This is a genomic window from Phyllobacterium myrsinacearum (assembly GCF_014138285.1).
GTDB classification, from domain to species: Bacteria; Pseudomonadota; Alphaproteobacteria; order Rhizobiales; family Rhizobiaceae; genus Phyllobacterium; species Phyllobacterium myrsinacearum_A.
Map to the genome: position 1 here is coordinate 1 of NZ_JACGXN010000005.1, position 23,982 is coordinate 23,982.

A 23,982-nucleotide genomic window follows, 5' to 3' on the forward strand; every position below is an offset into this window, starting at 1 on the left:
CCGGTTGTGGACGGACTTGAGTGCATCCAGCTGGAGATATCCAAACTATTGCAGGATAAGCTGAATTTACGACAAACAAGCGCCAAAGAGTCCCACTCTGAGCGCCACAAACAGAATTCAAATACCCAATCCACATCTGACCTTGAACCCGGCTTTAGAAAAGGCCAAGGCCGAAATGCCAAATATAATCCTGCAAGCAATCCACCTGCTGAGACAGCGGGAAGGCAAGAAACTGCCAACGGTGCTGAAAACACCGCCATGCACGCCGTGGATAATTCGGACCCGGATATTGGCAGGGCAGAGCAGGGGGCCGGTGGACGGATAGCGGCTGGCGGGCTGAATGGATCGTCAATCCCGTCCGGTTCGGGTGATGCCCCGGATCTGCGCACCGATTTACACGGCCGCAACGTCGATCTGGCCGCGCCTGGTGCCTCTGCCTTCGACGCCAAGCCCATCCCGCTCGGGCTTGTTCGCCAGGCCTGTCCCGATATTGCTGCCTATGCCAGGAATGGCCTTGCCAGCTGGTCTGAACTGATGGGGGCAGCCATTGTTGTGCGCTCCATGCTCGGGGTCAGTCCTTCGGCCTATGAGGAAGCCTGCTCCGTGCTCGGCCAGCAAAACGCAGCCATCGCCATGGCCTGCATCCTGCAACGCGCCGATCAGATCAATTCCGCCGGAGGCTATCTCCGATCGCTCACCGACAAGGCGGCAAAAGGTGAATTCTCCGTCTGGCCCATGCTTCTTGCCCAAGTCAGGGTCAATGGCGAGCACGTCAGGCTCGTCAAGAGAGGAGAGGAATGAGGAAGGTAGCAACGGTGATTAAAGGCATGGCATTACTTTCCTTAGCTTGCTCGTCAAGCGCATACGATGGGCATGCGTATGACCTGAGAGTACAGCGGAGCGCCAAAAATGGTGTGTAGGCTCTTGCAGAAAATCTTACAGACTATAAGATGACTATCTGTAGTCATATTGGAGTGGACATAATGAAAGAAGCACAATTGAAAGACGTAAAAGCTACTTTCTCTGCCATCGTCGATCAGGCCGTTGCCGGCGAGCCTACTATTGTCACTCGTCACGGTCGCAAGGAAGCCGTCGTTCTCTCGTTCGAGGAATACGAGCGGCTCTCCAAAGTCCCAACCTTTGGCGAGCTTCTTGCAGCATTTCCAGGCGACGCCGATGACGTTCCGGAACGGAGCCAGAGGCCATCCCGCTCATACAATTCGGAGTTCTGAGCTTGTTTTTGCTTGATACCAACATTGTATCTGCGACATCGCCCGTAGCTGCAGCTCAAAATACACGGCCTCCAATTCTTGGCTGGCTCGAACTTCACGGTTCTGAAGTGTATCTATCGTCTGTCACCATCGCTGAAATCTGGCATGGTATTCATAGAGCCGAACGACTTGAGGCCATAACCAAGGCAAAACGGCTCCGCAATTGGGTAGCTCTGATAGAGAATCTGTATGGAAATAGAGTTCTCCCGTTTGGCAGCAAAGAAGCTTACGCCGCAGGCGCGATCCTTGATCGTGCTCGAGCGCATGAACCTGGATTTGCTGACATCGCCATCGCTGCTACCGCGGATGCCAACGGTCTGACGGTGTTGACCGCTAATGAAAAGCATTTTGGACCGATGGGGGTAAAATGGTGGAATCCGTTGAAGGAATTGCCGCTGTCTTCATAAAGATTGCAAGACCTGCAAAGCCCGCGTGTAACCTCTCTCCGCGCGCCGGGAACGTGAACTTGGTTTAAAAATCCCATGATAGAAATGGGTTTGTACAAACTCGAAAGTTATAAGAAAACGAACGGTTGTATATGCCGATAAGAGGAAAACACCGGCGAGTACGCGGGTGACACGACAAAGCGGAGAGGGCAGGGGCCTCCAGAAAACCTATTAAAAGCAATGCTGTAGCATCGAGAAAAGGCACGAATACCGCGTTAAACCGGTAGATGGACGATCACAGAGCGGATTAGATACCAGCATGAGCACAGGTTGGATAACACGCGACTTATCCAACAGGATGAAGAGCAAAGCCCAGTCCATTATGAGGAAACTAACATATCTATCAGTACGCGTATAAGAAAATTGTATAAAGAAAACAATATCCTATATTCCATCATAGGCCATATCGAACGTACAAAAGTTTACCAACGGCCCGCTGGATAGCCGATAATTCAAATCGATGATCACAGCTGATGTCAGTGGCGCAAAATCTTTCCGAGGAATGCTCGGCTGCGATCGGTCCTGGGGTTGGAGAAAAATTCTTCAGGTGTACCACTTTCCACAATAGCGCCTGCATCCATGAACACGACACGCTGTGCAACCCTACGCGCAAAACCCATTTCATGGGTGACGACCATCATGGTCATACCTTCTTCGGCCACGCTGACCATAACGTCGAGTACTTCACTGATCATTTCAGGATCAAGTGCTGATGTCGGTTCGTCGAACAGCATGATTTTCGGCCGCATGCAAAGACAGCGGGCGATGGCAACACGTTGCTGCTGACCGCCGGAGAGTTCTGACGGGTAGGCGTTAAATTTGTCAGCAAGTCCGACCCTTGCCAGCAATTCGCGTCCGGCCTCTTCAGCGGCGGAACGAGCAATTTTCCGCACATGGATTGGTGCGAGCGTGACATTCTCCAAGGCCGTCTTGTGTGGGTAGAGATTGAAGGACTGGAAGACGAAGCCAATCTCTGCGCGCAACTCCGTCATGTCAGTTGTCGGATCGCCCACGCGGTGCCCATCAACGACAAGAACCCCATCTCGCGTGCTTTCGAGACCATTGACGCAGCGGATCAGAGTACTCTTGCCCGAGCCACTGGGTCCGCAAACCACCACTACCTCACGCGGTTCAACGCTGAGGGTGATATCCTTGAGCACATGCAGGGCTCCAAACCATTTGTTGACGCCGCGAAACTCAATCATGCTTGATACCTTTCTTGACGGAGTATCGGCTGGCTCTCACAATTGCACCTCACCATGTGCAGCACCCATTCGGCTTTCAAGTCGGCGCGCGAGCAGGATGAGCGGATAACAGACGACGAAATAACCAATGCCAACGATGGCGAACACAAGGAGGCCGTTTGGCACCCGCTGGACGACGAGCCAGCCGACTCGGGTGAGATCGGTCAAGCCTATGGCGGAGACCACCGAGGAATCCTTGATAAGAAGAACATACTGTCCCACCAGCGGCGGCAGTGACATCCGCATCGCTTGAGGCAAGACAACCTGCCGCATGCGCTGCCAACGGGACAGACCCGATGCAAGCGCGGCTTCTACCTGGCCGGTTGGGACCGCGCGGATACCGGCGGCGACAATTTCGCAAATGAAGCAGGCGGCGAGGTTGGACAGCGCAATGATGCCCGCTGTGAAGGCATCCAGTTCAATGCCCAATTCAGGCAATATGAAGAAGATCAGAAAAATCTGCACAAGGAACGGTGTTCCGCGTATCAGATCGACCCAGGCACCAATGACCCGGCTGATCAGCTGATTACCGCCTGTTCGTAAGATGCCGAGAGCAAAGCCGATGAGTGTACCCAGAACAAGACTGATCAATGACAGCGCGACAGTCATCCCGAGGCCTCGTAAAGCCAGCGGATAACTGCCGATGAGACTTTGGAATTGTTGCCAGATCATGCTCCGCTCCTGACTGACTGCACGCCTAGCCAACGCCCAGACAGAGCAGCCAAACCTTTCAACCCGTAATAAAGTACGAGATAGCACGCCGCCGTTGTAATAAAGCCCTCTGCCGGCATGAAGCGGTCCGAGGCGAGAAGCTGCCCGGCGCGGGTCAGTTCCGAAACCGAAATCAGGGACAGCAGGGCCGAATCTTTCACCAGCACGATGGCCTGGCCAAGAAGCGGCGGAATCGTCACGCGAAAGGCTTGAGGCAGGACGACGAAGCGCATGCGCTGTGTGTAGGTCATGCCAGATGCAATACCCGCTTCCACTTGCCCGCGGGAAATGGACAGGATGCCGGCCCGGATGATCTCAGCAATATAGGCGCCGCTGTTCAACGATAATGCCAGAATGCCAACAACGAGTTCCGGCAGTACAACGCCCAGCCGAGGCAAACCGAAATAAAGGAAATAAAGTTGCGCCAGCAACGGCGTCGCCCGGATGGCATCGATATAGATCTTTGCCGGAACTTTGGACAAACGCGAGCGCTGCAAATTCATTGCGCAAAGAATAATTCCAACGGCAAGTGCGCCAGCAAAGGAAACGACAGACAACCAAAGCGTTGCGAGAAGGCCGTGTCCGAACAGCGGTAAATACTCGACAATGGTACGAAAGCTGAAATTCTCAAGCATGTCCGGGGTGATCCCTCAGCCGACCGTGCAGATGTGGTATTCCAGACGCTCCGATGGTCGCCTGCCGGGTTTGAGACCGACAAGCGATCATCCAACGCTATGCCTAGTGATCTTTCTTCCAGGCATCGGATTCGACCCAGTAATCCAGGTTTTTCTGCAGCCGACCGTCAATGGCTACCTGATCCAGAAACAGATTCATCCAGATAAGAAGATCCTGCTCATCGTAGCGGGTGGCAAATGCCAGAGGCTCTTTCGACAGCAATTCAGGCATTACCGTAAAAGTCCCGGCCGGATAGGCGGCCGATTGCCCCTTTACGGCAGAGACATCGTTGACACCACAATCAGCCTGACCGTTGTTAACCGCATCAAGCAGGAGCGGACCTCCACCCTTGTAGCTCTTGATGTCAGCGTCCGGGAATGTGGCCTTGGCAACCTTCTCGCCGGTCGCACCCAGCAGCACAGCGATTTTGGTACCCGCTGCCTTGCAGGAGTCGATCGTGGTGAACTTGCTGCCCGCTTTTGCAAAAACGGTGCTACCCGTGAACATGAAAGGTTTGGTGAAGGCGACTTTCATGGCGCGGGGCAGCGTGGGGGTCATGTCGGCCACCAGAAGATCGGCCTTTCCGGACAGGAGTGCCGGAATAAGCCCATCCCAGTCAAAGTCGAGAAAGCTGATTTTCACGCCCATTTCCTTGGCCATCAATTCGGCAAGCTCCACGGAGCTGCCCGTGCGCTTTCCGGCTTGGTCAACCATGGAAAAAGGTGGTCCCTGCGTCTGTACTGCGACACGCAATTCTCCGCGCTTGACAATATCATCAAGCGTTCCTGCATGTGCGGCACCAGCCGCGGTGAGCATCGCAAGACCTGCGACGAACAGCTTTGCAATCTTCATTCTTAGTTCCTCCTCGTTATGTGTCGTCTATTTTTAGACGTTATCGATACGGGTCCGACATCCTCGGACAGGATCTTTCAGATCAACTATCGCCAATCGTCACCTCTGCGCTTTCGGACCAGCATCCTTCTGGTAGATTGACCCATTTGTTGCACGATGCCATCACCACGAAGGTTTCCGTACGGACGATCTCTCCCAGATCACCAACAGCAGGAATCAATTCACTGGTGACCCGGTAAAGATCGGCCACATCCCCCGCGACGACGACATCGACTATGATATCAAATCGTCCTGTTACAACGGACGCGGAATTCACGAAGGGCAGTTCTGCAATGCGCCGCGCAATCTCGCGAGCCCGCCCGCGTCCCTGCGCGTTAACACCGACAATGGCCGAGATTAGTTCAGGGCGCTCGGTCAGGTTCAACAATCCCGTGATCTTGAGAAGATTCCGGTCAAGCAGGTTGCGCAGACGTGTCCGCACAGTCGGTACGGATACCTCCATCATTTCAGCGAGTCTGGTGATACCAACCTGCGCGTCCTGCGACAGCAGTTTGACGAGCCGGCGATCGGTCTGGTCGAGATGATCCCGCAAATGGGGTGACTTTCATAAATGGAAAAAAATGCAGAGAAAACTTTCTGATAAGGCATATCCTATGCCTAACATATTTATAATACAAGGGTGGCCCCTCGATGTTCAGGGGTCGCGGTTGGCTTGACGCATGAGAGAGCCCGTTGTGACGTTCACCACTTGCGCAGCATGGTAACGAAATACCAATGAAGCCCTGTCAGGTTCAGTAGCATCGCGATTCGACGCTCACGAATGTTATCAAACTCGACTTTGACCTAGCCCAACCGCGACCGGGCTAAAGAGGGCAGGATCAATATGGCCAAGAGAAAGCGCAGCACCCGTTCTTCGTCCCGCGCACCGAAGCGATCATCTTCACAGTCTGCGTCGCGCAGGTCTTCCACAGGTACGATTCTGGCTCTGGCAGTGATTGTTGGCGTCGGAGCACTAAGCATCTGGCAGCACAAAGGCTCGCAGACAATACTCTCCAGACTGTTCGAGCGCTCAGCTGCGCATAGCAGTCAACCGCCTGCTGCAAAACTTGAGGCAAGCGTCAAGCAGTCTGCGAAAATCGAACCTCGACAAGAGGACAGCCGTACAAACAGCACTCCCATACCGCGTCCTTCCATCGCTGTCGGTGCACAGCCACAAAATCCTGTGGTGACGAAGCCCGTGCAACGCCCGCATAGGTCCGTTGGACCCGTAGAAAAAGCAGACATTCGCGTGCCACGCGGTGTCAATATGCCCAATATGGCACCGTCAGTCGTCTATGCACGCGAAAGGCTGACCTTGCGGCGCAATGCATGGGATAAATCTGCTCCGGCAGGCACTGTTGAGAAGGGACGCGAAATGCGCTCCTACAGCAAAACTGGCAAATGGCATCGTGTAGTGGTTCCGGCCACCGATATGATCGGCTGGGTGCATGAAGACATGTTGGTTGCCGGAAAAGCCCGCCCCGGGGTTTCGAGCATGGCAACAGGGGCGATATCCCGCGAACCTGAATTGACACAGGTGCAGGCAGTCTATCCACCACGACCGGTTGGCACGCAATGAGGGCCCGCCTGCAGCCAAGGCGTGCTGGTCCGATCAGGCATGCCCTGCCGGGCCCCGCGCTAATTTCCTTGGTTTAGTGCTATCAGATCAATCTGTGTCATTCGAGCATTCGGCCCCTGCATCGCTGCAAAGAGCACGACATCCGCGACATCCTGGGCTTCCAGATAGCCAGAGGCGGCGACTTCCATCGAGGTTCTGCCGGTTCCGATTGCGAACTCTGTCTTGACGCCCGTCAGTTTCCTCTCAGAGTTTGAAATGCTTGCCATCTAGGAATGACCTTCAGGAGGGTTTGAAAGGAGTGCCTCAGCCGTATCGCGATCCGTGGCGATACCATTGATCAGCCTGCCGCGCATTGATGCGCTGATCGCTGTAATTTTTTCTGTGCCGACTGCAACGCCGAGGCGATCGGGAATTCGGCGAAGGGCTTCCAACGATACTGCCATTGTACGGTCATCGAATTCGGAATTGATTGTGCGGCCTTCCGCATCAAAAAAGCGAGCACAGATCGATCCCACGGCCCCCTTGTTCGACAACGTGTCCATTGCCTTGGCGTCGAGCATTCCATGACGGAAAATAGCCGCCTGTGGCGACATGGCGCCTATACCAACGACAGCAATTGTTGCGCGTTCGATCATGGAGAAGACGGATCGAACCAGTGTTTCTTCCATGAATCCTGCAGCCTTCCTTACATCTACTACAAACGCAGGAGCGGGAAGTTGCCAAGTCCGACCATTGGCATTTTTGGCCATCACACTGCAAATCTCGGTGGAATGTGTATGTACCTGAGGCGAGCCGACGCCACCAATCATCGACACGATGTCAATATCGTCGGATTTACCCCGGCGAACGCAATCCGCCACCGCCGCAACGCTTTCGCCATCGGAAACCCCCAGAATCGTTCCCGCCACCATCTGATCCTCAAGATGGCTGGCCACGACGCGCGCAACTGTGTTCAGAGCATTCACACCGCTTTCGTGTCGTACGACAAAGGCTTGGCGCAGACCAAATTTCTGAACGAGGGCAGCTTCAAGGGTAAGATCGCGATATCCTGCAGCGGTTACCCTGATTTCGACAAATCCCATCTGCATTGCCAATTTCAAGGCGCGGCTGACGGTGGATGTCGAGATATCAAGTTTCCACGCAATCTCGACGGGCGTCTGACGCTCGTCATAGCGCATGCGCGCTATTTCAACGATCGATTCAATGCTGCGTTGTGTTCTGGCCAACTCACTTAATCCTCTACCGACTCAGCAAGAGACTATATGCCCTGTGGGAATTTCTCTTCCAAGTGTTCGCATAGCCAATGCAACATAAAGAGATGTCCTTCTTGGATGCGAGCCGTGCTGTCACTGTTGACAACCACCGACAATGTCGCCAGCGGGCCTGCCACCCCGCCACCCTTACCCAAGAAAGCTATGCTTGGGATCCCCATTTCTTGTGCTGTTTTCAATACAGCCACGACGTTTGAAGACATGCCACTGGTGGAAAAACAGATAAGCACGTCACCGGGCTGGCCTAGGCCCTGCAGAGGCCTGGCGAAAATATCATCCCAGCTGAAATCGTTTCCAATACACGTGATCTGCGATGCATCTCCACCCAAGAATAAAGCCGTTAGAGGCTGGCGGTTTGATCTGAAGCGTCCCACCAGCTCAGTAACCAGGTGTTGTGCCTCGGAAGCGCTTCCCCCGTTGCCGCACACGAGCAACTTTTTCCCGTTCTCCAAGGCCTCAAGAATGATGCGGATGCCCTGATCCAGCGTTGTTTCCAGATTTGCAAGCGTACCCAGGGTTGTCTGCGCCTCGGCAATAAAATCGCTGAACTGTTCATTCATTTCAATGTTCTCCAAAGGTCTTCCGCAACGCTCAACGCTGCCATGTCGCCGATATTATCCGCAAGTTGACAACTCACGATCTCGCAGGAAGCAAAGTGCCCGGGCAGTGCATCTGCGGCCGCCGCATCATGCACGATACGAATGAAATCCGGTCCAAGACGTGGACCCAGTCCACCCAGAATGACCCGTTCAGGCGCTAATAGATCAATCATCAAGGCAATGCCTCGCCCCAGAATATCCGCGGAATAGATAATGACGGCTTCTGCGTCTCGGTCACCCTCTTTCCAGAGCGTGTTCAGCGCAAGTGCTGTGCCAAATTCTGTCGCACGCTCCGGATAGAGAAACGCTGCGAGCGCGGGCAATCCTGCTCCACTTGCCATTCCCTCGAAGGAGCCGCGTTTCCCATACATCAACGGGCCATCAGGCTGTACCCGCCAATGTCCTATTTCACCCGCAAGATTGCACGTACCGCGCAACAGCCGCCCGTCTGCGATAATGCCTGCACCCAAACCCGTGCCGAGCGTGAGGAACACGAGATTATTGCAATCCCGACCAGCTCCGAACCGCCATTCTGCAAGAGCGCCCGCCTTGGCGTCATGTTCAACAGCGACCGGTAAATTAAGAGAGTTGGACAGCCATTCCCTCAGCGGGACATCATGCCAGCCAGGAAGGTTCGGTGGCCCTTGTATATGTCCACGCAGCACATCCACTGGCCCTCCGACTGACACTCCGGCAGCGACGACACCCGGATGGAGGTCCATTAATCGACGCGCCGCGGTCAAAATGTCATCAATCAGAGCTTCTGGCCCGCGCGTTGCCCGAGAGGTAAATTCTATGCGCTGCAGTATAGCGCCTTCCTCCGTACCGATGACGGCTGCTGTTTTCGTGCCGCCGATATCCAAACCAAGCAGCTTGGCCATTTGAAGAAACCCCTCGTCATTTAACGAACCCATCGAAGCAGATTTACCCGGCGGACACTCTCAATAAACAGCATTCCAATAATAATGCAATTAGATTTATAAAGAAATTTATTGCATTAATTATCCATTTGATGCGCTTCCAACGAGAGTTTCCAATTGGTGAATATGCAACTGTTGATACGTATCTATTTGAAAAAATTTATACTCTGGCGTTATAACGAGATCTGCCTTACTTCAGTAAAGTGCAATTATTACTATAATGCAATTAATTGCACTTGACTGAATGACAGTATCGAGTGGATATGGACGTGAACCTTCGAATTTGTTCGACGGTGCCAAGAACTAATAATCATCACGGGAGGATGGATTATGTGCCGACGCGCCATACTCGCAGCTGCTAATGCTGCGATCATTTCGATAACATGCGGGCTTTCGCCCGCTCCGGCGGCTGACAGGAAATTCACTGTCGCGCTTATTCCGGGTTTGACGACAGATACTTTCTACACGACCATGCGTCGGGGTGCGCAGATCGCGGCCGATGCTCTCGGTGTAGAGCTGGTGTTCCAGGGAGCTCCGGATTTTAACCCCGTGCTTCAAGTGCCTGTTCTCGATGCGGTGATTGCGCGCAAACCTGACGCTATTCTTATTGCTCCCACCGATGTCACTCAGCTGGTTGAGCCCTTACGCAAGGCCGATGATACAGGTATCCCGGTTATCACTGTTGATACGTTTATTGGCACCGGGATGTATCAGATTGGTTCAGGCAACGCCGATTTTCCACTTTCCTCCATCGCTTCCGACAATGTGCTTGGCGGCCGTATGGCAGCGCGTGCTCTGGCCGACGCCATCGGTGGCGAAGGCGCGGTTTTTGTCGCCAACAACAAACCGGGAATCTCCACGACCGATCAGCGGGAGGAGGGGTTTAAAACCGAACTCGCCGCTCACTACCCGAAGGTTGTCGTTCTCGAAACCCAGTTCAACGAGAATGACGCGAACAAGGCGGCCTCGCAATTGCAAGGCGTCCTTGCCCGCCATCCGGAATTGAAGGGCGTGTTCGGGGGAAATCACTTTTCAGCCTTGGGTGCCGCGAACGGTGTGCAGCAGGCGGGCAAGTCGGGGGCGGTAAAAGTTGTCGCGTTTGATGCGCCGAGCGGTGTGGTGGACGATATCGATCGGGGTCTGATTGACGTCGCCATAGCGCAGCATCCCGCGGAAATCGGCTATTACGGAGTGATGTCGGCCTATGCGCACCTGACGGGCCAATCTATTCCGGTCTCGATCGGCACCGGCTTTACGGTGATCAACAAATCCAATGTGCATGATCCCAGCATCGCGAAATATATTTACGCTGACTGATCTGAAAACGATGTTCTCTTGGGCCTGCAAGTACCAGGGACAAGAGGATTTGCGCAACGCAGCGATTTTAGGATTTGGATATTATGAAACAAATAATAACGGAAAATATTCCCACGGCCCCCTCGAAACATGTAGCGCCGCAAGCAGATCACGCGGATGGCACCCGCACGGTGATGCGCTACGTCGCCGATCTGCGTGCGTGGCTGTTCCTTGCAATGTTAATCCTCGGATTTGAGGTCTGGTCGCGATTCAGTTTCGGCGGAACCTTCGTACTGAACCCTTTTAATCTGCAGTCCATTGCCATTTTTGCTGTAGCCCCCCTTTTGTTGGCGATGGGCCAGACCTTTGTAATTATCGCAGGAGGAATTGACCTTTCGGCGGGCTTCGTCATGGGGCTGGCGGCTGTGGTTGCTGCGCACGTGATCAATTGGGCAAATCCCATCATGCCGATGCCGATGGCAGTGCTGACCGGTACCATAGCTGCGGTAATGCTGGCCGGCGTTCCCGGCATGGTCAACGGCCTTTTGGTTTCGCGCTTAAAGGTACCACCGTTCATCGGCACTCTAGGCATGTTCGGTGTGGCGCGAGGCGTGGCGTTTCTACTCGCGGGCGGGACAACGGTACCAGTCAACAACAGCTTTTTCGCTGGTCTTGGCAACGGACGTATCCTGTCGGTACCCTATATTGTGATACTGGCCGCAATTTTCGTTTTGTTGATGCATTATGTCTTGAGCTACACCCGATTTGGCCAGCATAATTATGCCATCGGAGCGAGTGCACAGGCCGCCCGGCGGGCGGGAATCAATATCAACAGTCATCTGCTCAGGCTCTATATTCTGTCCGGATTTTGCGCCGGTCTGGCTGGCGTGCTCTATGCGGCCCGCTTTAGTGCAGGAGCGGCACAGGCCGGTGAACCATTGCTGCTCGATTGCGTGGCGGCGGTGGTTATCGGTGGAGCCAGTTTATTTGGAGGGTCTGGAACCATCCTGGGCACGGTCGCCGGTGCGTTCGTCATCGCAGTGATCCAGTACGGGCTGGTTTTTACCAACGTGGCACCATTCTGGCAGTTTATCTCGGTCGGCGTGGTCATCATCATCTCGGTCCTGATCGATCAAACACAGCGGCGGATGAGTGGAGGACGGATAAGTGAATAATCTGAACGACAATATCCCTCTGCTTGAAGTTCGAAATCTTTCAAAGCATTTCGGCCCGATCAAGGCTCTCAACGATCTGTCGATGGTGGTTCGTAGAGGCGAAGTCGTCGCGGTGGTTGGTGACAATGGTGCCGGCAAGACCACTTTGATCAAGGCGCTGTCGGGTGTTTATCGTCCGACAGCAGGCGAGCTCCTGTTGAATGGGAAGCCAGCTATTTTTTCAAATCCGCAACAAGCGCGGGAAGAGGGCATCGAGACGATCTATCAGGATCTTGCTCTAGCGGACAATCTTTCCATTGGGGCGAACATCTTTCTAGGTCGTGAACCGATGCGTCGTGCTTTCGGATTTCTTCCTGTCCTTGATAGGCGAAAAATGGCTGAGGCGGCTTGTTCGACCATGGCGCTTCTGGATTTTCATGTTTCACGAACGGAGACACCCGTCAGTAATTTTTCCGGCGGTCAGCGACAGGCGGTCGCTATCGGCCGCGCCGTCTACTGGGATGCACAGATTCTGATTATGGATGAACCCACAGCTGCCCTTGGCGTGCCTGAGCAGAGAAAAGTGCTTTCGCTGATCCATAAACTGAAGGCACAGGGTCGAGGAGTGATATTTGTCTCCCACAACCTGCAGGACATATTTGCCGTATCCGACCGGATCGTCGTGCTTCGTCGCGGCGTCCTAGCCGGAGAACGGCAAATTTCCGAGACCAATCACGATGAAGTGGTTAAGCTGATGGTCGGTGGATAGATGGCCGGCCAATTAGAATCGGGACGTACATACAAGCACCATTTTGCAATTTCCACCGACCTTCGCCGCACGCGGAATGAGGCGTAAGTCTAACATGCCCACGATTTCCCGCACTCCAGACGATGAGGAAAATACGATGCCGTCTAAACTTGAGCAACTCCGAACCATGACGACTGTTGTCGCAGATACTGGCGATATTGAAGCCGTTGCCCGCTTGAAGCCGGTGGATTGTACGACCAACCCAAGCATCGTGCTCAAGGCGCTCAACACGCCGATGTTTACCGATGCCATTGAGGAAGCTGTTATCTGGGGCAGGAAGCAGGGCGGCAATCCCGATGCCGTATCGGCAGCGGTTGCCGACCGCCTGGCGATCTCCGTGGGCGCCGCTCTTTCAAGACTGGTTCCCGGCCGCGTATCGACAGAAGTTGACGCTGACCTTTCCTTCAATACGAAGGCATCAGTCGAAAAGGCCCATGGCATCATTGCTGGCTACAAGGAGCGCGGTATTGAGCAAGACCGTATTCTCATCAAGCTGGCGTCGACGTGGGAAGGCATTCGCGCCGCGGAAATTCTCCAGAAGGAAGGCATCGATTGCAACCTGACACTGCTTTTCAGCAAGGCACAGGCGATTGCCTGTGCGGACGCCAAAGCGTTTCTGATCTCTCCGTTCGTCGGCCGCATCCTGGACTGGTACAAGGCATCAACAGGGAAGGACTACACGCCGGAAGAAGATCCCGGCGTCATTTCGGTGCGCGAAATCTACAACTACTATAAGTTCAATGACATCAAAACGATCGTCATGGGCGCGTCATTCCGCAGTGTTGCCGAAGTGGAGGCTCTTGCGGGATGCGACCGGTTGACGATCAGCCCCAATCTGCTCGACGAGTTGTCCAAGGATGAGGGCAAGCTTGTACGCAGGTTGTCGCCCGAAAACCCGACATCAGTCGCGAAGATCGATCTGGACGAAAATACCTTCCGCTGGATGATGAATGAAGACGCGATGGCCACTGAAAAGCTCGCTGAGGGCATCCGTGTTTTCGCGAAGGATCTCCATGCATTGCGCACGATGGTCGGAAAGGTAATGACAGGCGTCTGACGCGTGCCCGCAAACAGGTCATCGGTCTATCGCTGGTACGCCTGAACAACGCGCTGACGCTATTGAAGAGTGCTTCCGCACCGGCGCGCTGGATTTATTTCGCTGCATGATCTTGGTCATGCTAGTCAGGGCGTTTTGTTTCGCACAAAGCTTGAGCGACTATTCCCGACCTATTCAAAGACGGAGTCTTTGAATAGGTCGGGTGACGGTGAATCACGTTTTGAAATCTCCCGATGTAGCGGCTTCCAATTCCTCGTCAGGCAAATCGTCGAACGAAGAATAGTTGAGATTGTAGAGTTTGGAGTAAAGCTTGCCGTTGGCCATCAGTTGATCGTGATTTCCAATTTCTATCAATTCGCCGTTCTGCAGCACGATGATGCGATCCGCCTCGCGGATCGTGGCAAGGCGATGGGCGATGACAAGACCCGTGCGGTTCTCCAACAACCTGACGAGCGCCTTTTGGATCAGCATCTCGGTATAGCTGTCGATATTGGCAGTTGCTTCGTCAAGTACGAGAATCTTGGCGTCCGCCACCAAAGCGCGCGCAAAGCTGATCAGTTGCCGTTGGCCAAGTGACAGGTTTCCACCGCGTTCGCCGAGTTCCGTGTCGTAACCTTCGGTGAGCTTCACGATGAAATCATGCGCTCCGACCGTCTTGGCCGCCTTGATGACGTCTTCCCGCGTTGCCGCACTTTTATGATAGCGAATGTTTTCAAAGACTGAACCGGTGAACAGGAACGGCTCCTGTAGAACCATCGCGATTTGTTGCCCGAGAGAATCCTGCGTGAGGTCGCGTACATCGTGGCCGCCGACCAGAACCTCGCCCTGTTGCACGTCGTAGAAACGATGAACCAGTGCCATGGCGCTCGACTTGCCGGATCCAGTAGGGCCGATGAGCGCCACCGTCTCGCCGGGATTGACCTTGAAGCTGACATGCTTCAGCACCGGGTGTTTTGGATCATAGCCGAATACGACATTGCGGAATTCAACGGATCCGTCCATCTCGGCAGTCAGGTCCTTGGCATTCGGCGCGTCAATAATATCGATAGGTACGTCAAGCACTTCCGTCAGTCGTTGCCCCGAAGCCATGGCACGCTGCATCACCGAATATTGCAAGGTGAGTGAGCGGATCGGATCGAAGAAGCGTTGAATATAGAACAGGAACGCAACCATGACACCGACGTCGAGCGCCTGATTGAGTACGCGTGATCCACCAACGACAATGACGAGGGCCATGGCCACGCCGGTCAGAGAGTCCACGATTGGCACCATGACCTGCGCATATTTTGCTGCGGTCAGATGTGCTCTCAGATTGGCATGGGCCTTGTCATCATAAAGCGTGAAATTGATATCCTGCCGGTCCATGCTTTGCACAGCGCGAACGCCATGGATTGCTTCGGCCAAAGCGCCGTTGGTGACGGAATTGGTCTCGTGTGCAGCCATGAATGCGATGCGCGCACGCGGTAGCCAGTAAATACGAACGACGAATAATATCGGAAGCACGGCAAGCGTCAGTAGTCCGAGGCGGAAATCGAGATAGAGCATGACGCCGACAATGCCGAAGAGCAGTGTGATGTCTCCGACTGAAAGCACGGATGTTTCCAGAAACTCCTGCATCGAGTTGACGTCACCCTGAAGCCGCGACATCAATCGTCCGACCTCGGTCTTGTCCATGAATGATAAAGATATCCGTTGAAGATGCGAGAACATTGCTCTGCGAATGTCGAACAGTACGTCTTCTGCGACGCGCCCAACGACGGTTTCCTGCACGTAGCTGGCACCGAAATTAATTAGGATGGCCGCCGCAAAAGCTATGATTGAATAAAGCAGTGCCGAATGATCTTCAGTACCGGGCGCAATGCCGTGGTCGATCGCATAACGGATGATCAGTGGAATGGCCAATTGTGTGGCCGTAAAGGTCAGTACCGCAAAAACAGCAATGAGCATCTGCTTTTTGTAGGGACGCACGAATGCCCAGATGCGCTTGACGATATTACCGTCGAAAACCTTGCCAAACATTTCCTCTTCGATGCGGTGGGAACCAACGACAGCACGGGGAGGGCGACGGCCATCTTCGCGCTCGGTCTCGAGTTCGTCTGTCAAACCCGTGCCTCCGTCTTGGTTGTTGCCGCGATATTATCATCTGGCCGTACTTGCAGATCATACAAAGCTCTGTAGCGCCCGCCTGCCGCGAGTAGGCTTTCATGGGTGCCGCGTTCGACGATCCGGCCATCCTCGACGAAGAGAATCTGGTCAGCGTGCATCAGCGAACTCAATCGATGTGCAACAACAATCGTGACGCGGTCCTTGGCGTAGCGACGCATGGCTATACGGATGCGCTGTTCGGTGCCTGCATCGATTGCTGCAGTGGAATCATCGAATACCATGACGGCAGGCTTGAGCATCAGCGTACGGGCAATTGACAGTCGCTGGCGCTGGCCACCGGATAGCGATACGCCGCGTTCACCGACGACCGTGTCATAACCCATCGGCAGGCCCAGGACATAATTGTGCAGTTGAGCTGATTCACTGGCACGTTCGATCCGCGGCTCTGTCGCCCAGGGGTCGCCGTAAGCAATGTTGTTTTCGATCGTTGTTGTGAACAGAAAGGCATCTTGTTGTATGACAGCAACGGCTTGGCGCAATGAGCGCAATGTCGTGTTGCGAATATCCTGGCCATCGATGGTAATTCTTCCACCGGTGACGTCGTAAAAGCGCGGAATGAGATGGGCGATGGTGGATTTGCCACTGCCTGGCCTGCCGACGATACCGATAGTTTCACCGCGCCGGGCTTCAAAACTGAGATGCTGCAGCACCGGACGTTTGGCGGCCTGCGGATAAGAGAAGCTAACGTCTTCAAACCGCAATATGCCCTCTGAAATCTCGAGATCCTTTGCGTCTGGCGCATCTTTAATGGCAACGTCGAGGTCCAGCAGGGCAAAGAGCCGTGTACCGCAAGTGGAAGCCCGTGCATAAGCATTGACCATCAGGCCGAGTTGCCTCACCGGCATCTGCAGGATGGTCATGAAGGTCAGAAAGGACGTGAGCGTGCCAACGGTTATCTCGCCGGCGATTACCTTGTTGCCGCCGACCCAAAGCACGAGACCCATAGCCGCAAAGAAGGAGAGTGTCATCGCACTGGTGTTTTTGACACGAATGCCAACGCGTTTGTGAGCGAGTTCAAGAGCTGCGTGCGAGGCTTTGTCGAACTTCAACAGTTCATAGACCTGAGAAGCGAACGCCCGCACGACGCGGATACCACTGAGATTTTCTTCCATGACGCGAGTCAGAACGGATAACCGTTCCTGCAATTCCAGCCAAGTAGCACGCAGGCGCAACTGCGTTACCGAAGAGCGCCACGCAACAAAAGGCACAAAGCTCAGCGCGACCAGACCCAGTACCAGATCTGTCGATAACAGCATGTAAGCACCAAGACCAATCAGCATAGCCAACAAGATCGTGCGCACCAGGGCGGTCGAAAAATACATCCGAACGCCCTCAAGATCGAGCATGCCGATTGTGATGAGATCGCCGGAATGTACGCCATCGTGGAAGCTGAAGCTGAGGCGCTGAATCTTTTCATAACAGGCAAGCCGCAGCTCGTAACCCATATGGTGACCCACTGCTTCGGCAAAATAATTCTGCACCATAGTGAAAAGGCCGCGCAAAATGCTGACAGTTAAAAGGATCAGTGCGGTTGTCAGCAGGGCGCTTTCGGCTATCTTGCCAGCGACGCCGCCTGCCATGGCTGTTTGTGTCTGGTCCACGGCGTGACCCAGGAGACGCGGGATCATCAATTGAAGGCCGGCTGCGACCAATGTAGCGCCGATGGCAAACGTCGTCTGCCAGGGATGACGAAGCGTCATACGGGTAATTCGGACCAGGGTGAAGAGGCCTCGACCCCAGCCTGCTGCATTCACGTGCGCCAACGAATCTGACCTATTCGCCGCACGCTTTAACGCATCGCTGCTCACTGTATTTTCCAGACCAATTGATTGTGACGACACTGGCCGCAAATCCGGGCCGTTGTGCAAGATATGTTACCGTTCCAAACTTCGCCGATTCTCACTTTCGGTTCAAGAGTTCTGTGCTGGCTGGCTAGGTATTACAGCAATGCTGAAAAAATATGGCGCAGCACCGCCGCAACTTGTTATCGGCCGAAGCGGCGGGTATTGTTCGAGATAGTATCTCAATCAGCTGCCCGTTTTTGCCAATCAGTTCGAGCTTCCGCTTGCAGTGCTTCAGAAATCGATGATTCTTTTTAGTTTAGTTGCGGCAGTGTTGCTCAACCTTGCGCCAGCCTATGGAGCAATTTTCCATGGTATCGGGAATGCCTGAAATAATTATGTTGCGAAATGTGATTTTTATTACATTGTCAGCTTATGAACGTCTCCACCTATCTCCAGATTCAACTAAATGCTGCTGTCTCCTCCAGTAGGGGCGGTATGCGGTCAAGGTGTAATCATGTCTGAATCAAACAGCCAGGTCAGCAGAACGCTGGCGCCGCGCCGACATGGTGAAATTCTCAGGCGGATTGCTTCTGACGGATCCGCAAGCATTGCGGATTTGGCGGCTTTCTTTGATGTCTCACGCGAAACAATCCGGAGAGACCTAAAATACCTTGCGGATAAAGGACAGCTGGAACTCATACATGGCGGAGCCGTGCGATTTGATACGCTTGAACCGGGACTGAGCGAACGATCCCGTGAAAATGCTGAGGGCAAGGACGCCATTGGAGAAATCGCTGCTGGGTTGGTCGGCGAGGGTATGGTGGTATTCCTGGACTCCGGGACCACGACTTTGGCGGTCGCTCATGCGCTGGCGGCGTCTCGTTTGAATTTGACAATATGTACTTCAAGCCTCGCCATTGCTTTGTTCCTGTGTCACCAGCCAAATATCAGGACCCATATTTTAGGCGGTGAAGTCGACCGCCAGGATGAAGCGACGGTCGGTATGGATGTATTGCATGCCGTCGATCGTTTTCAGATCGATGTTGCCTTCCTCGGAGGAGGGGGCATATCTCCGGACGGAGATGTTACTGATTTTACGACGAGCGGCTCGTTGCTGCGCTCCCAGATGATCTCGAAGGTGCAAACAGCCTACTTCGTGCTCGATAGCTCGAAGTTCGGACGTTTGACGCCCATGAAGATCGCAAATTCCAGGAATGCTGCTGGTGTTATTACGGATAAAAAGCCGAAGGGTGAATTATTGGATGTGTTTGCCGATAAAGGTATGAGGCTTTTGTTTGAAAAACCATAAATGTTGCATTATGTGATTTTAATTGTTGATTTGTTGCGTTTCTGTGCGTAAGTTTATCCATCTCTTTTTGATGGGTGGGTCGTCATGGCGAAAACTTTTCCAACACAGGCACGCGTGGTCATTATCGGCGGCGGCATCATTGGCTGCTCGGTCGCTTATCACTTAACGAAACTGGGCTGGACCGACGTGGTTCTTCTGGAGCAGGGCCAACTGAGCGGTGGTACGACATGGCATGCGGCCGGGCTGGTCGGGCAGCTTCGCAGCCATGCCAACATGACGGGTCTGATTAAATATTCGACCAAACTCTACAGCGAGCTGGAGGCTGAAACCGGTCTTGCAACCGGCTGGAAGAATTGCGGTTCGCTGGCCGTTGCCCGCACACAGGATCGGATGACTGTCCTGAAGCGCACCGCCGCCTCGGCCCGCGCTCAGGGCATTGACGTTGATGTCGTTTCACCAAAGGAAGCCGCGGATATCTGGCCCGTCATGGCGTCGGACGATCTCGTTGGTGCTGTCTGGCTGCCGGGGGATGGCAAGGCCAATCCAACCGATTTGACGCAATCGCTCGCCAAGGGTGCCCGCAATCGCGGTGCGCGCATCATTGAACGGGTCAAGGTCTCCGGGATCACCGTCAAGAATGGCGTTGCCTGTGGCGTGGAGACGGATCAGGGCAATATCGCTGCTGAGATCGTGGTCAATTGTGCTGGTCAGTGGGCACGGCAAGTGGGCCTGATGTGCGGCGTTTCTGTTCCATTGCACTCGGCTGAACATATGTACATCGTGACGGGGCGTGTCGAGGGCGTTCATCCGGATCTTCCAGTGCTCCGCGATCCCGATGGCTACATCTATTTCAAGGAAGAAGTCGGCGGTCTGGTGATGGGCGGTTTCGAACCGGAAGCCAAGCCGTGGGGAATGAACGGCATTCCGGAGAATTTCGAGTTCGCATTGTTGCCGGACGATTGGGATCAATTCGAAATACTGATGCAGAATGCTCTGATCCGGGTACCGCAGCTGGAACACGCGGAAGTGCGCAAGTTCTACAATGGTCCCGAAAGCTTTACGCCTGATAACAACTTCATTCTCGGCGAGGCGCCGGAGCTGAAAAATTTCTTTGTGGGTGCAGGGTTCAATTCGATGGGCATTGCCAGTGCTGGCGGCGCGGGGAGGGCGCTGGCCGAATGGATCGTCAATGGTGCGCCAACCATGGATTTGTGGCCCGTAGACATCCGGCGTTTTGCCTCGTTCAACAACAATCCGCGCTGGCTGCATGATCGGGTCAAGGAAACACTCGGCCTGCATTATGCCATGCCATGGCCGAACCGGGAGTTAGACACAGCGCGTCCCTTTCGCCGTTCGCCGCTCTATGACCGGCTCGCCGCCAAGGGGGCCTGTTTTGGCTCCAAAATGGGCTGGGAGCGGGCCAACTGGTTTGGCACGCCGGGTGAAAAGCCGGAAACCCAATATGCCTTTGGCCGTCAGAACTGGCACGACGCGGTAAAGCATGAAATGAAGGCAACGCGCGAAGCAGTGGCACTTTTCGACCAGACGTCCTTTGCGAAATTGCTGGTGCAGGGACGGGACGCTTGCGCCGTGCTCAATCGTATTTGCGCCGCCGAGATAGATGTCGAGATTGGCCGGTCTGTCTACACGGGTATGCTGAACGAGCGCGGTGGTTATGAAACCGATTTGACCGTGATGCGGCTTTCCGCTGATAAATTCCTGATCGTGACAGGTTCGGCACAGGCGGTACATGATGCTGACTGGATCCGTAGGAATACGCCGGAGGGTTCGCACGCCTATCTCACGGACATTACTTCCTCCTATTCAGTGCTGGCACTGATGGGTCCAAACTCTCGTGCTGTTCTCAGTAAAGTCACGTCAACGGATTTGTCGAACGAGGGCTTCCCGTTTGCGACCATCCGCGAAATCGACGTCGGCTATGCCACGGCCTACGCCAACCGCATGACCTATGTTGGTGAACTCGGCTGGGAGCTCATCGTGCCGACAGAATTTGCCGTTGGCGTTTATGAGACATTGCACGAAGCGGGGCGCGAACTGGGGCTCATCGATGCGGGTTACTACGCGCTTGAAGCGCTGCGCCTTGAGAAGGGCTTCCGCGCCTGGAGCCGCGAGCTGACACCCGACATCAATCCTTTTGAAGCCGGTCTTGGCTTTGCCGTTGCTCTGGACAAGCCCAGCGGGTTCATCGGCAAGGAGGCGCTGATCAAGGCGAAGGAAAGAGGTGTGCCGCACCGGCGTATCGTACAGTTTACCGTGGACGATAGTACTCCGATGCTTTGGGGTGGCGAATTGATTTTGCGGGATGGCAAGCCTGTTGGCGAAGTCCGTTCCGGTGCCTATGGCCACACGCTTGGCCGTTCCGTAGCGCTTGGTCTGGTTGAGCACCCGGAGGGTGTCAGCAGGGAATTCATCGAAAGCGGCAGTTTCTCGATCGATCTGGCGGGCGAACTTTATGCCGCGACGGCACATTTGCGCAGCCCTTACGATCCAAAGTCGGACCGGGTGAAGGCCGATATCAGGAAGGTGCAGGCAGCCGCTTAACCTGCCGGTGCCAATGATTTGGCGATATCAAGGAATACACGGACCAGTTTGCCAGCACTGCGCTCGCGCAGGCAGATAAGGGCCTCATCCATCAGCACTTCCGGTCCGGCGATCGGGATCTGCACAAGGCGGTTGTCCTGACCGAATTCCGCGGATGAAACAAAGCCGACGCCCGCGCCGGAGGCCACGATTTCACGCACAGCCTCCCGGCCTTCCGCCTCGATGGCTGGCTTGAGGTCGAAGCCCAAACTGGCGGCGCGGTCCTGCAATTTTTGACGTGTCTTGGAGCCGCGTTCGCGCAAGACCAAAGGGAGATGTGTCAGTTCTTCCAGCGTCAGAGATTTTGCTGCGGCAAGGGAATGCTCGGTGGAGACAAAGGCCACGATAGGCGTTGAGTTGAGCTTGAGTATTTCAAAGTCACGTCCGGTGGGAATCTCGCCGAGCACGCCAATATCTGCTTCATAGCTGTAGAGGCTGCTGATCACCGTTTCCGTATTTCCGGTCCGCACCGAAACCTGAATGCCGGGATATTTCTCGCGAAACGTGCCGAGAATATGCAGGAGATGATGCGCCGCATCGGCAACGATACGCAGGGTACCGGCGCGCAACGCCCTCGACTCTGAAAGCAGCTCCAGCGCCTGCTGCTCCGTATCAAACATGCGGTGCGTTATTTCCAGAAGGTGCTGCCCGGCTTCGGTCAGGGTTACCTGCTTCTTGTTCCGGTTGAAAAGCAGGATGTCATATTCTTCTTCCAGCTTGCGGACCTGATCGGAAATCGCTGGCTGAGTCAGGAACAGCATCTCGGCAGCACGGGAAAATCCGCCACAGATTGCCACGTGATGAAAGGCGCGAAGCTGAACGTAGCGCATATTATCTCCTTTGGTGCATCAAGGTTGTCATAACCGGGTCGTCTCACTCCTTTATTATATATCGCATAAACTTATACATCGATACAAAATAACGATTTTACATATATATCGCATCCGTGGGAAATGATTGGCAAGAGCAGACCATGCCAGTCAGGAGGAAATGACATGTTGGCCGGACACCCGATTGCAGCGGAAGCCCCGTTCGATACGCCAGAACTCGGCGAACCTTATCTTCTGACACCCGGCCCGCTGACTACCTCCTACGCGGTTAAACAGGCGATGCTGCGCGACTGGGGTTCGTGGGATGGCGATTTTCGCGCCATGACCGCAGAAATGCGCCGCCGTCTCCTCGCGCTGACGGGCGACAAAAATGATGAATTTGACTGTATTCCCATGCAGGGCAGCGGCACATTCGCCGTTGAGGCCATGCTGGGCAGCTTCCTGCCGCGGGATAGCAAAACACTTGTTCTGGTCAATGGAGCATACGGTCAACGTATCGCACAAACGCTGAACTATCTTGGCCGGGCCCATACGGTGATCGACAAGGGCGACTACATGCCGCCACGCGGAACTGAAGTCGCAGCCGCTCTCGATGCCGATCCTGCCATTACCCACGTGATCATCGTTCACTGCGAGACCAGTTCCGGTATCCTCAATCCGGTGCATGAGATTTCGGAAACCGTCTATGGCAAGGGGCGCAAGTTGCTGATCGACTCGATGAGTGCGTTTGGTGCCATCTCGCTCGATGTGAATGAAATCCGCTATGAGGCCATGGTCTCTTCCGCCAACAAGTGCATTGAAGGCGTCCCGGGTTTTGGTTTCATCATTGCCCGCAAAAGTGAACTGGAAGCCGCCAAGGGCCGCAGCCATTCACTCAGCCTCGATGTGCATGCGCAGTGGGCGCATCTGATCAAGACAGGGCAATGGCGCTACACGCCACCGACCCACGTGGTTGCCGCTTTCCTTGTGGCATTGCGTCAGCACGAAGTTGAAGGTGGTGTTGCCGGACGCGGTGCGCGCTACGCAAACAACCGCGATGTGATGGTTGCGGGCATGCGCGAGCTTGGCTTTGAAACCCTGCTCAAGGACCACTGGCTCTCTCCGATCATCGTCACCTTCTTCAACCCTGCCCATCCGGATTTTTCGTTCGATCGTTTCTATGAATTGATGAAGGACAAGGGCTTTATCATCTATCCCGGCAAGCTGACCGTCGTGGATAGTTTCCGCGTCGGTTGCATTGGCCGCATGGATGAACACGTTATGCGCCGCGTTGTTAAAGCTGCCGGAGAATCCCTGCGCGAGATGGGTGTCGATACCGCGGCGCCTCCCGCTGCGGCTATCGCAGAGCGCGCCAAACTTGCCGCCTGAAC

23 protein-coding genes are annotated in these 23,982 nt (G+C 54.5%); 11 read left to right on the top strand and 12 right to left on the bottom strand.

Annotated features, from left to right (window positions below; all coding sequences use genetic code 11):
• Window positions 1-6: 6 nt before the first annotated feature.
• The 3 genes from repC to FHW16_RS16185 all read left to right on the top strand — a co-directional run bounded on the left by repC (window position 7) and on the right by FHW16_RS16185 (window position 1,678).
• The gene (gene repC, locus FHW16_RS16175) at window positions 7-801 is read left to right on the top strand and encodes a plasmid replication protein RepC (protein WP_432652044.1); all 795 of its coding nucleotides are present in this window, start codon (window positions 7-9) and stop codon (window positions 799-801) included.
• Between the two features lie 182 nt (window positions 802-983).
• On the top strand, window positions 984-1,232 hold the full coding sequence (locus FHW16_RS16180; protein ID WP_182550264.1) for a type II toxin-antitoxin system Phd/YefM family antitoxin: 249 nt from the start codon (window positions 984-986) through the stop codon (window positions 1,230-1,232).
• Window positions 1,233-1,234: 2 nt separating this feature from the next.
• Window positions 1,235-1,678 carry a PIN domain-containing protein gene (locus FHW16_RS16185; protein WP_182550265.1) on the top strand — a complete coding sequence of 148 codons (444 nt, stop codon included), beginning with the start codon at window positions 1,235-1,237 and terminating at the stop codon, window positions 1,676-1,678.
• A gap of 515 nt (window positions 1,679-2,193) precedes the next feature.
• Here the strand turns inward: FHW16_RS16185 and FHW16_RS16190 are convergent.
• From FHW16_RS16190 to FHW16_RS16210, 5 genes are all read right to left on the bottom strand, one after another.
• On the bottom strand, window positions 2,194-2,922 hold the full coding sequence (locus FHW16_RS16190; protein ID WP_182550266.1) for an amino acid ABC transporter ATP-binding protein: 729 nt from the start codon (window positions 2,920-2,922) through the stop codon (window positions 2,194-2,196).
• Between the two features lie 36 nt (window positions 2,923-2,958).
• Entirely contained in the window at window positions 2,959-3,633 is a 675-nt protein-coding gene (locus FHW16_RS16195) for an amino acid ABC transporter permease (protein WP_182550267.1), read from the bottom strand.
• Window positions 3,630-4,307, bottom strand: a complete 678-nt coding sequence (locus FHW16_RS16200; RefSeq protein ID WP_182550268.1) for an amino acid ABC transporter permease — start codon at window positions 4,305-4,307, stop codon at window positions 3,630-3,632. The genes FHW16_RS16195 and FHW16_RS16200 overlap by 4 nt, the downstream gene beginning before the upstream one ends.
• Before the next feature lie 103 nt (window positions 4,308-4,410).
• On the bottom strand, window positions 4,411-5,199 hold the full coding sequence (locus FHW16_RS16205) for an ABC transporter substrate-binding protein (RefSeq protein WP_182550269.1): 789 nt from the start codon (window positions 5,197-5,199) through the stop codon (window positions 4,411-4,413).
• An 82-nt stretch (window positions 5,200-5,281) separates the two neighbouring features.
• Window positions 5,282-5,791 carry an AsnC family transcriptional regulator gene (locus FHW16_RS16210; protein WP_182550270.1) on the bottom strand — a complete coding sequence of 170 codons (510 nt, stop codon included), beginning with the start codon at window positions 5,789-5,791 and terminating at the stop codon, window positions 5,282-5,284.
• Window positions 5,792-6,082: 291 nt separating this feature from the next.
• On the opposite strand from FHW16_RS16210, the gene FHW16_RS16215 reads away from it, so the two are divergent.
• Complete coding sequence (locus FHW16_RS16215; protein ID WP_182550271.1) at window positions 6,083-6,817, top strand: hypothetical protein; 735 nt, start codon at window positions 6,083-6,085, stop codon at window positions 6,815-6,817.
• A 59-nt stretch (window positions 6,818-6,876) separates the two neighbouring features.
• On the opposite strand, the gene FHW16_RS16220 is transcribed toward FHW16_RS16215, so the two are convergent.
• From FHW16_RS16220 to FHW16_RS16235, 4 genes are read right to left on the bottom strand one after another with little or no spacing between them, the layout of a single operon-like run.
• The gene (locus FHW16_RS16220) at window positions 6,877-7,083 is read right to left on the bottom strand and encodes a hypothetical protein (protein ID WP_182550272.1); all 207 of its coding nucleotides are present in this window, start codon (window positions 7,081-7,083) and stop codon (window positions 6,877-6,879) included.
• Window positions 7,084-8,043 (bottom strand): sugar-binding transcriptional regulator, encoded by a 960-nt coding sequence (locus tag FHW16_RS16225; protein ID WP_182550273.1) that lies wholly within the window; start codon window positions 8,041-8,043, stop codon window positions 7,084-7,086. It abuts the gene before it with no gap.
• Window positions 8,044-8,075: 32 nt separating this feature from the next.
• Window positions 8,076-8,648 carry a D-sedoheptulose-7-phosphate isomerase gene (locus tag FHW16_RS16230; protein WP_182550274.1) on the bottom strand — a complete coding sequence of 191 codons (573 nt, stop codon included), beginning with the start codon at window positions 8,646-8,648 and terminating at the stop codon, window positions 8,076-8,078.
• Complete coding sequence (locus tag FHW16_RS16235) at window positions 8,645-9,568, bottom strand: ROK family protein (protein WP_182550275.1); 924 nt, start codon at window positions 9,566-9,568, stop codon at window positions 8,645-8,647. The genes FHW16_RS16230 and FHW16_RS16235 overlap by 4 nt, the downstream gene beginning before the upstream one ends.
• A gap of 369 nt (window positions 9,569-9,937) precedes the next feature.
• On the opposite strand from FHW16_RS16235, the gene FHW16_RS16240 reads away from it, so the two are divergent.
• The 4 genes from FHW16_RS16240 to tal all read left to right on the top strand — a co-directional run bounded on the left by FHW16_RS16240 (window position 9,938) and on the right by tal (window position 13,922).
• A complete protein-coding gene (locus FHW16_RS16240) occupies window positions 9,938-10,924 on the top strand; it encodes an ABC transporter substrate-binding protein (RefSeq protein ID WP_182550276.1) in 987 nt (328 codons plus the stop codon).
• Window positions 10,925-11,007: 83 nt separating this feature from the next.
• Window positions 11,008-12,078, top strand: coding sequence for an ABC transporter permease subunit (locus FHW16_RS16245; RefSeq protein WP_182550277.1), 1,071 nt, complete (start codon window positions 11,008-11,010; stop codon window positions 12,076-12,078).
• Between the two features lies 1 nt (window position 12,079).
• Window positions 12,080-12,826: an ATP-binding cassette domain-containing protein gene (locus tag FHW16_RS16250; RefSeq protein ID WP_182550540.1), complete on the top strand. Its 747-nt coding sequence runs from the start codon at window positions 12,080-12,082 to the stop codon at window positions 12,824-12,826.
• Between the two features lie 136 nt (window positions 12,827-12,962).
• Window positions 12,963-13,922, top strand: a complete 960-nt coding sequence (gene tal, locus FHW16_RS16255; protein ID WP_182550278.1) for a transaldolase — start codon at window positions 12,963-12,965, stop codon at window positions 13,920-13,922.
• A gap of 213 nt (window positions 13,923-14,135) precedes the next feature.
• On the opposite strand, the gene FHW16_RS16260 is transcribed toward tal, so the two are convergent.
• Complete coding sequence (locus tag FHW16_RS16260; RefSeq protein WP_182550279.1) at window positions 14,136-16,025, bottom strand: ABC transporter ATP-binding protein; 1,890 nt, start codon at window positions 16,023-16,025, stop codon at window positions 14,136-14,138.
• Entirely contained in the window at window positions 16,022-17,896 is a 1,875-nt protein-coding gene (locus tag FHW16_RS16265) for an ABC transporter transmembrane domain-containing protein (RefSeq protein WP_182550280.1), read from the bottom strand. Before FHW16_RS16265 ends, FHW16_RS16260 begins: the two co-directional genes overlap by 4 nt.
• A gap of 490 nt (window positions 17,897-18,386) precedes the next feature.
• On the opposite strand from FHW16_RS16265, the gene FHW16_RS16270 reads away from it, so the two are divergent.
• A complete protein-coding gene (locus tag FHW16_RS16270; protein WP_182550281.1) occupies window positions 18,387-19,181 on the top strand; it encodes a DeoR/GlpR family DNA-binding transcription regulator in 795 nt (264 codons plus the stop codon).
• An 84-nt stretch (window positions 19,182-19,265) separates the two neighbouring features.
• Window positions 19,266-21,743, top strand: a complete 2,478-nt coding sequence (locus FHW16_RS16275; RefSeq protein ID WP_182550282.1) for a GcvT family protein — start codon at window positions 19,266-19,268, stop codon at window positions 21,741-21,743.
• Here the strand turns inward: FHW16_RS16275 and FHW16_RS16280 are convergent.
• The gene (locus FHW16_RS16280) at window positions 21,740-22,612 is read right to left on the bottom strand and encodes a LysR substrate-binding domain-containing protein (protein ID WP_182550283.1); all 873 of its coding nucleotides are present in this window, start codon (window positions 22,610-22,612) and stop codon (window positions 21,740-21,742) included. The genes FHW16_RS16275 and FHW16_RS16280 overlap by 4 nt on opposite strands.
• A 165-nt stretch (window positions 22,613-22,777) precedes the next feature.
• Between FHW16_RS16280 and FHW16_RS16285 the strand changes: the two genes are divergently transcribed.
• The gene (locus FHW16_RS16285; RefSeq protein WP_182550284.1) at window positions 22,778-23,980 is read left to right on the top strand and encodes a 2-aminoethylphosphonate--pyruvate transaminase; all 1,203 of its coding nucleotides are present in this window, start codon (window positions 22,778-22,780) and stop codon (window positions 23,978-23,980) included.
• Window positions 23,981-23,982: the final 2 nt, after the last annotated feature.

Bases quoted from the DNA above. Each gene is read 5' to 3' on its own strand.
- FHW16_RS16270 (WP_182550281.1), top strand. From the start codon at position 18,387: ATGTCTGAATCAAACAGCCAGGTCAGCAGAACGCTGGCGCCGCGCCGA.
- FHW16_RS16220 (WP_182550272.1), bottom strand. From the start codon at position 7,083: ATGGCAAGCATTTCAAACTCTGAGAGGAAACTGACGGGCGTCAAGACA.
- FHW16_RS16280 (WP_182550283.1), bottom strand. From the start codon at position 22,612: ATGCGCTACGTTCAGCTTCGCGCCTTTCATCACGTGGCAATCTGTGGC.
- FHW16_RS16205 (WP_182550269.1), bottom strand. From the start codon at position 5,199: ATGAAGATTGCAAAGCTGTTCGTCGCAGGTCTTGCGATGCTCACCGCG.
- FHW16_RS16190 (WP_182550266.1), bottom strand. From the start codon at position 2,922: ATGATTGAGTTTCGCGGCGTCAACAAATGGTTTGGAGCCCTGCATGTG.
- FHW16_RS16245 (WP_182550277.1), top strand. From the start codon at position 11,008: ATGAAACAAATAATAACGGAAAATATTCCCACGGCCCCCTCGAAACAT.
- FHW16_RS16230 (WP_182550274.1), bottom strand. From the start codon at position 8,648: ATGAATGAACAGTTCAGCGATTTTATTGCCGAGGCGCAGACAACCCTG.
- FHW16_RS16275 (WP_182550282.1), top strand. From the start codon at position 19,266: ATGGCGAAAACTTTTCCAACACAGGCACGCGTGGTCATTATCGGCGGC.
- FHW16_RS16240 (WP_182550276.1), top strand. From the start codon at position 9,938: ATGTGCCGACGCGCCATACTCGCAGCTGCTAATGCTGCGATCATTTCG.
- FHW16_RS16180 (WP_182550264.1), top strand. From the start codon at position 984: ATGAAAGAAGCACAATTGAAAGACGTAAAAGCTACTTTCTCTGCCATC.
- tal (WP_182550278.1), top strand. From the start codon at position 12,963: ATGCCGTCTAAACTTGAGCAACTCCGAACCATGACGACTGTTGTCGCA.
- FHW16_RS16200 (WP_182550268.1), bottom strand. From the start codon at position 4,307: ATGCTTGAGAATTTCAGCTTTCGTACCATTGTCGAGTATTTACCGCTG.
- FHW16_RS16235 (WP_182550275.1), bottom strand. From the start codon at position 9,568: ATGGCCAAGCTGCTTGGTTTGGATATCGGCGGCACGAAAACAGCAGCC.
- FHW16_RS16285 (WP_182550284.1), top strand. From the start codon at position 22,778: ATGTTGGCCGGACACCCGATTGCAGCGGAAGCCCCGTTCGATACGCCA.
- FHW16_RS16195 (WP_182550267.1), bottom strand. From the start codon at position 3,633: ATGATCTGGCAACAATTCCAAAGTCTCATCGGCAGTTATCCGCTGGCT.
- FHW16_RS16215 (WP_182550271.1), top strand. From the start codon at position 6,083: ATGGCCAAGAGAAAGCGCAGCACCCGTTCTTCGTCCCGCGCACCGAAG.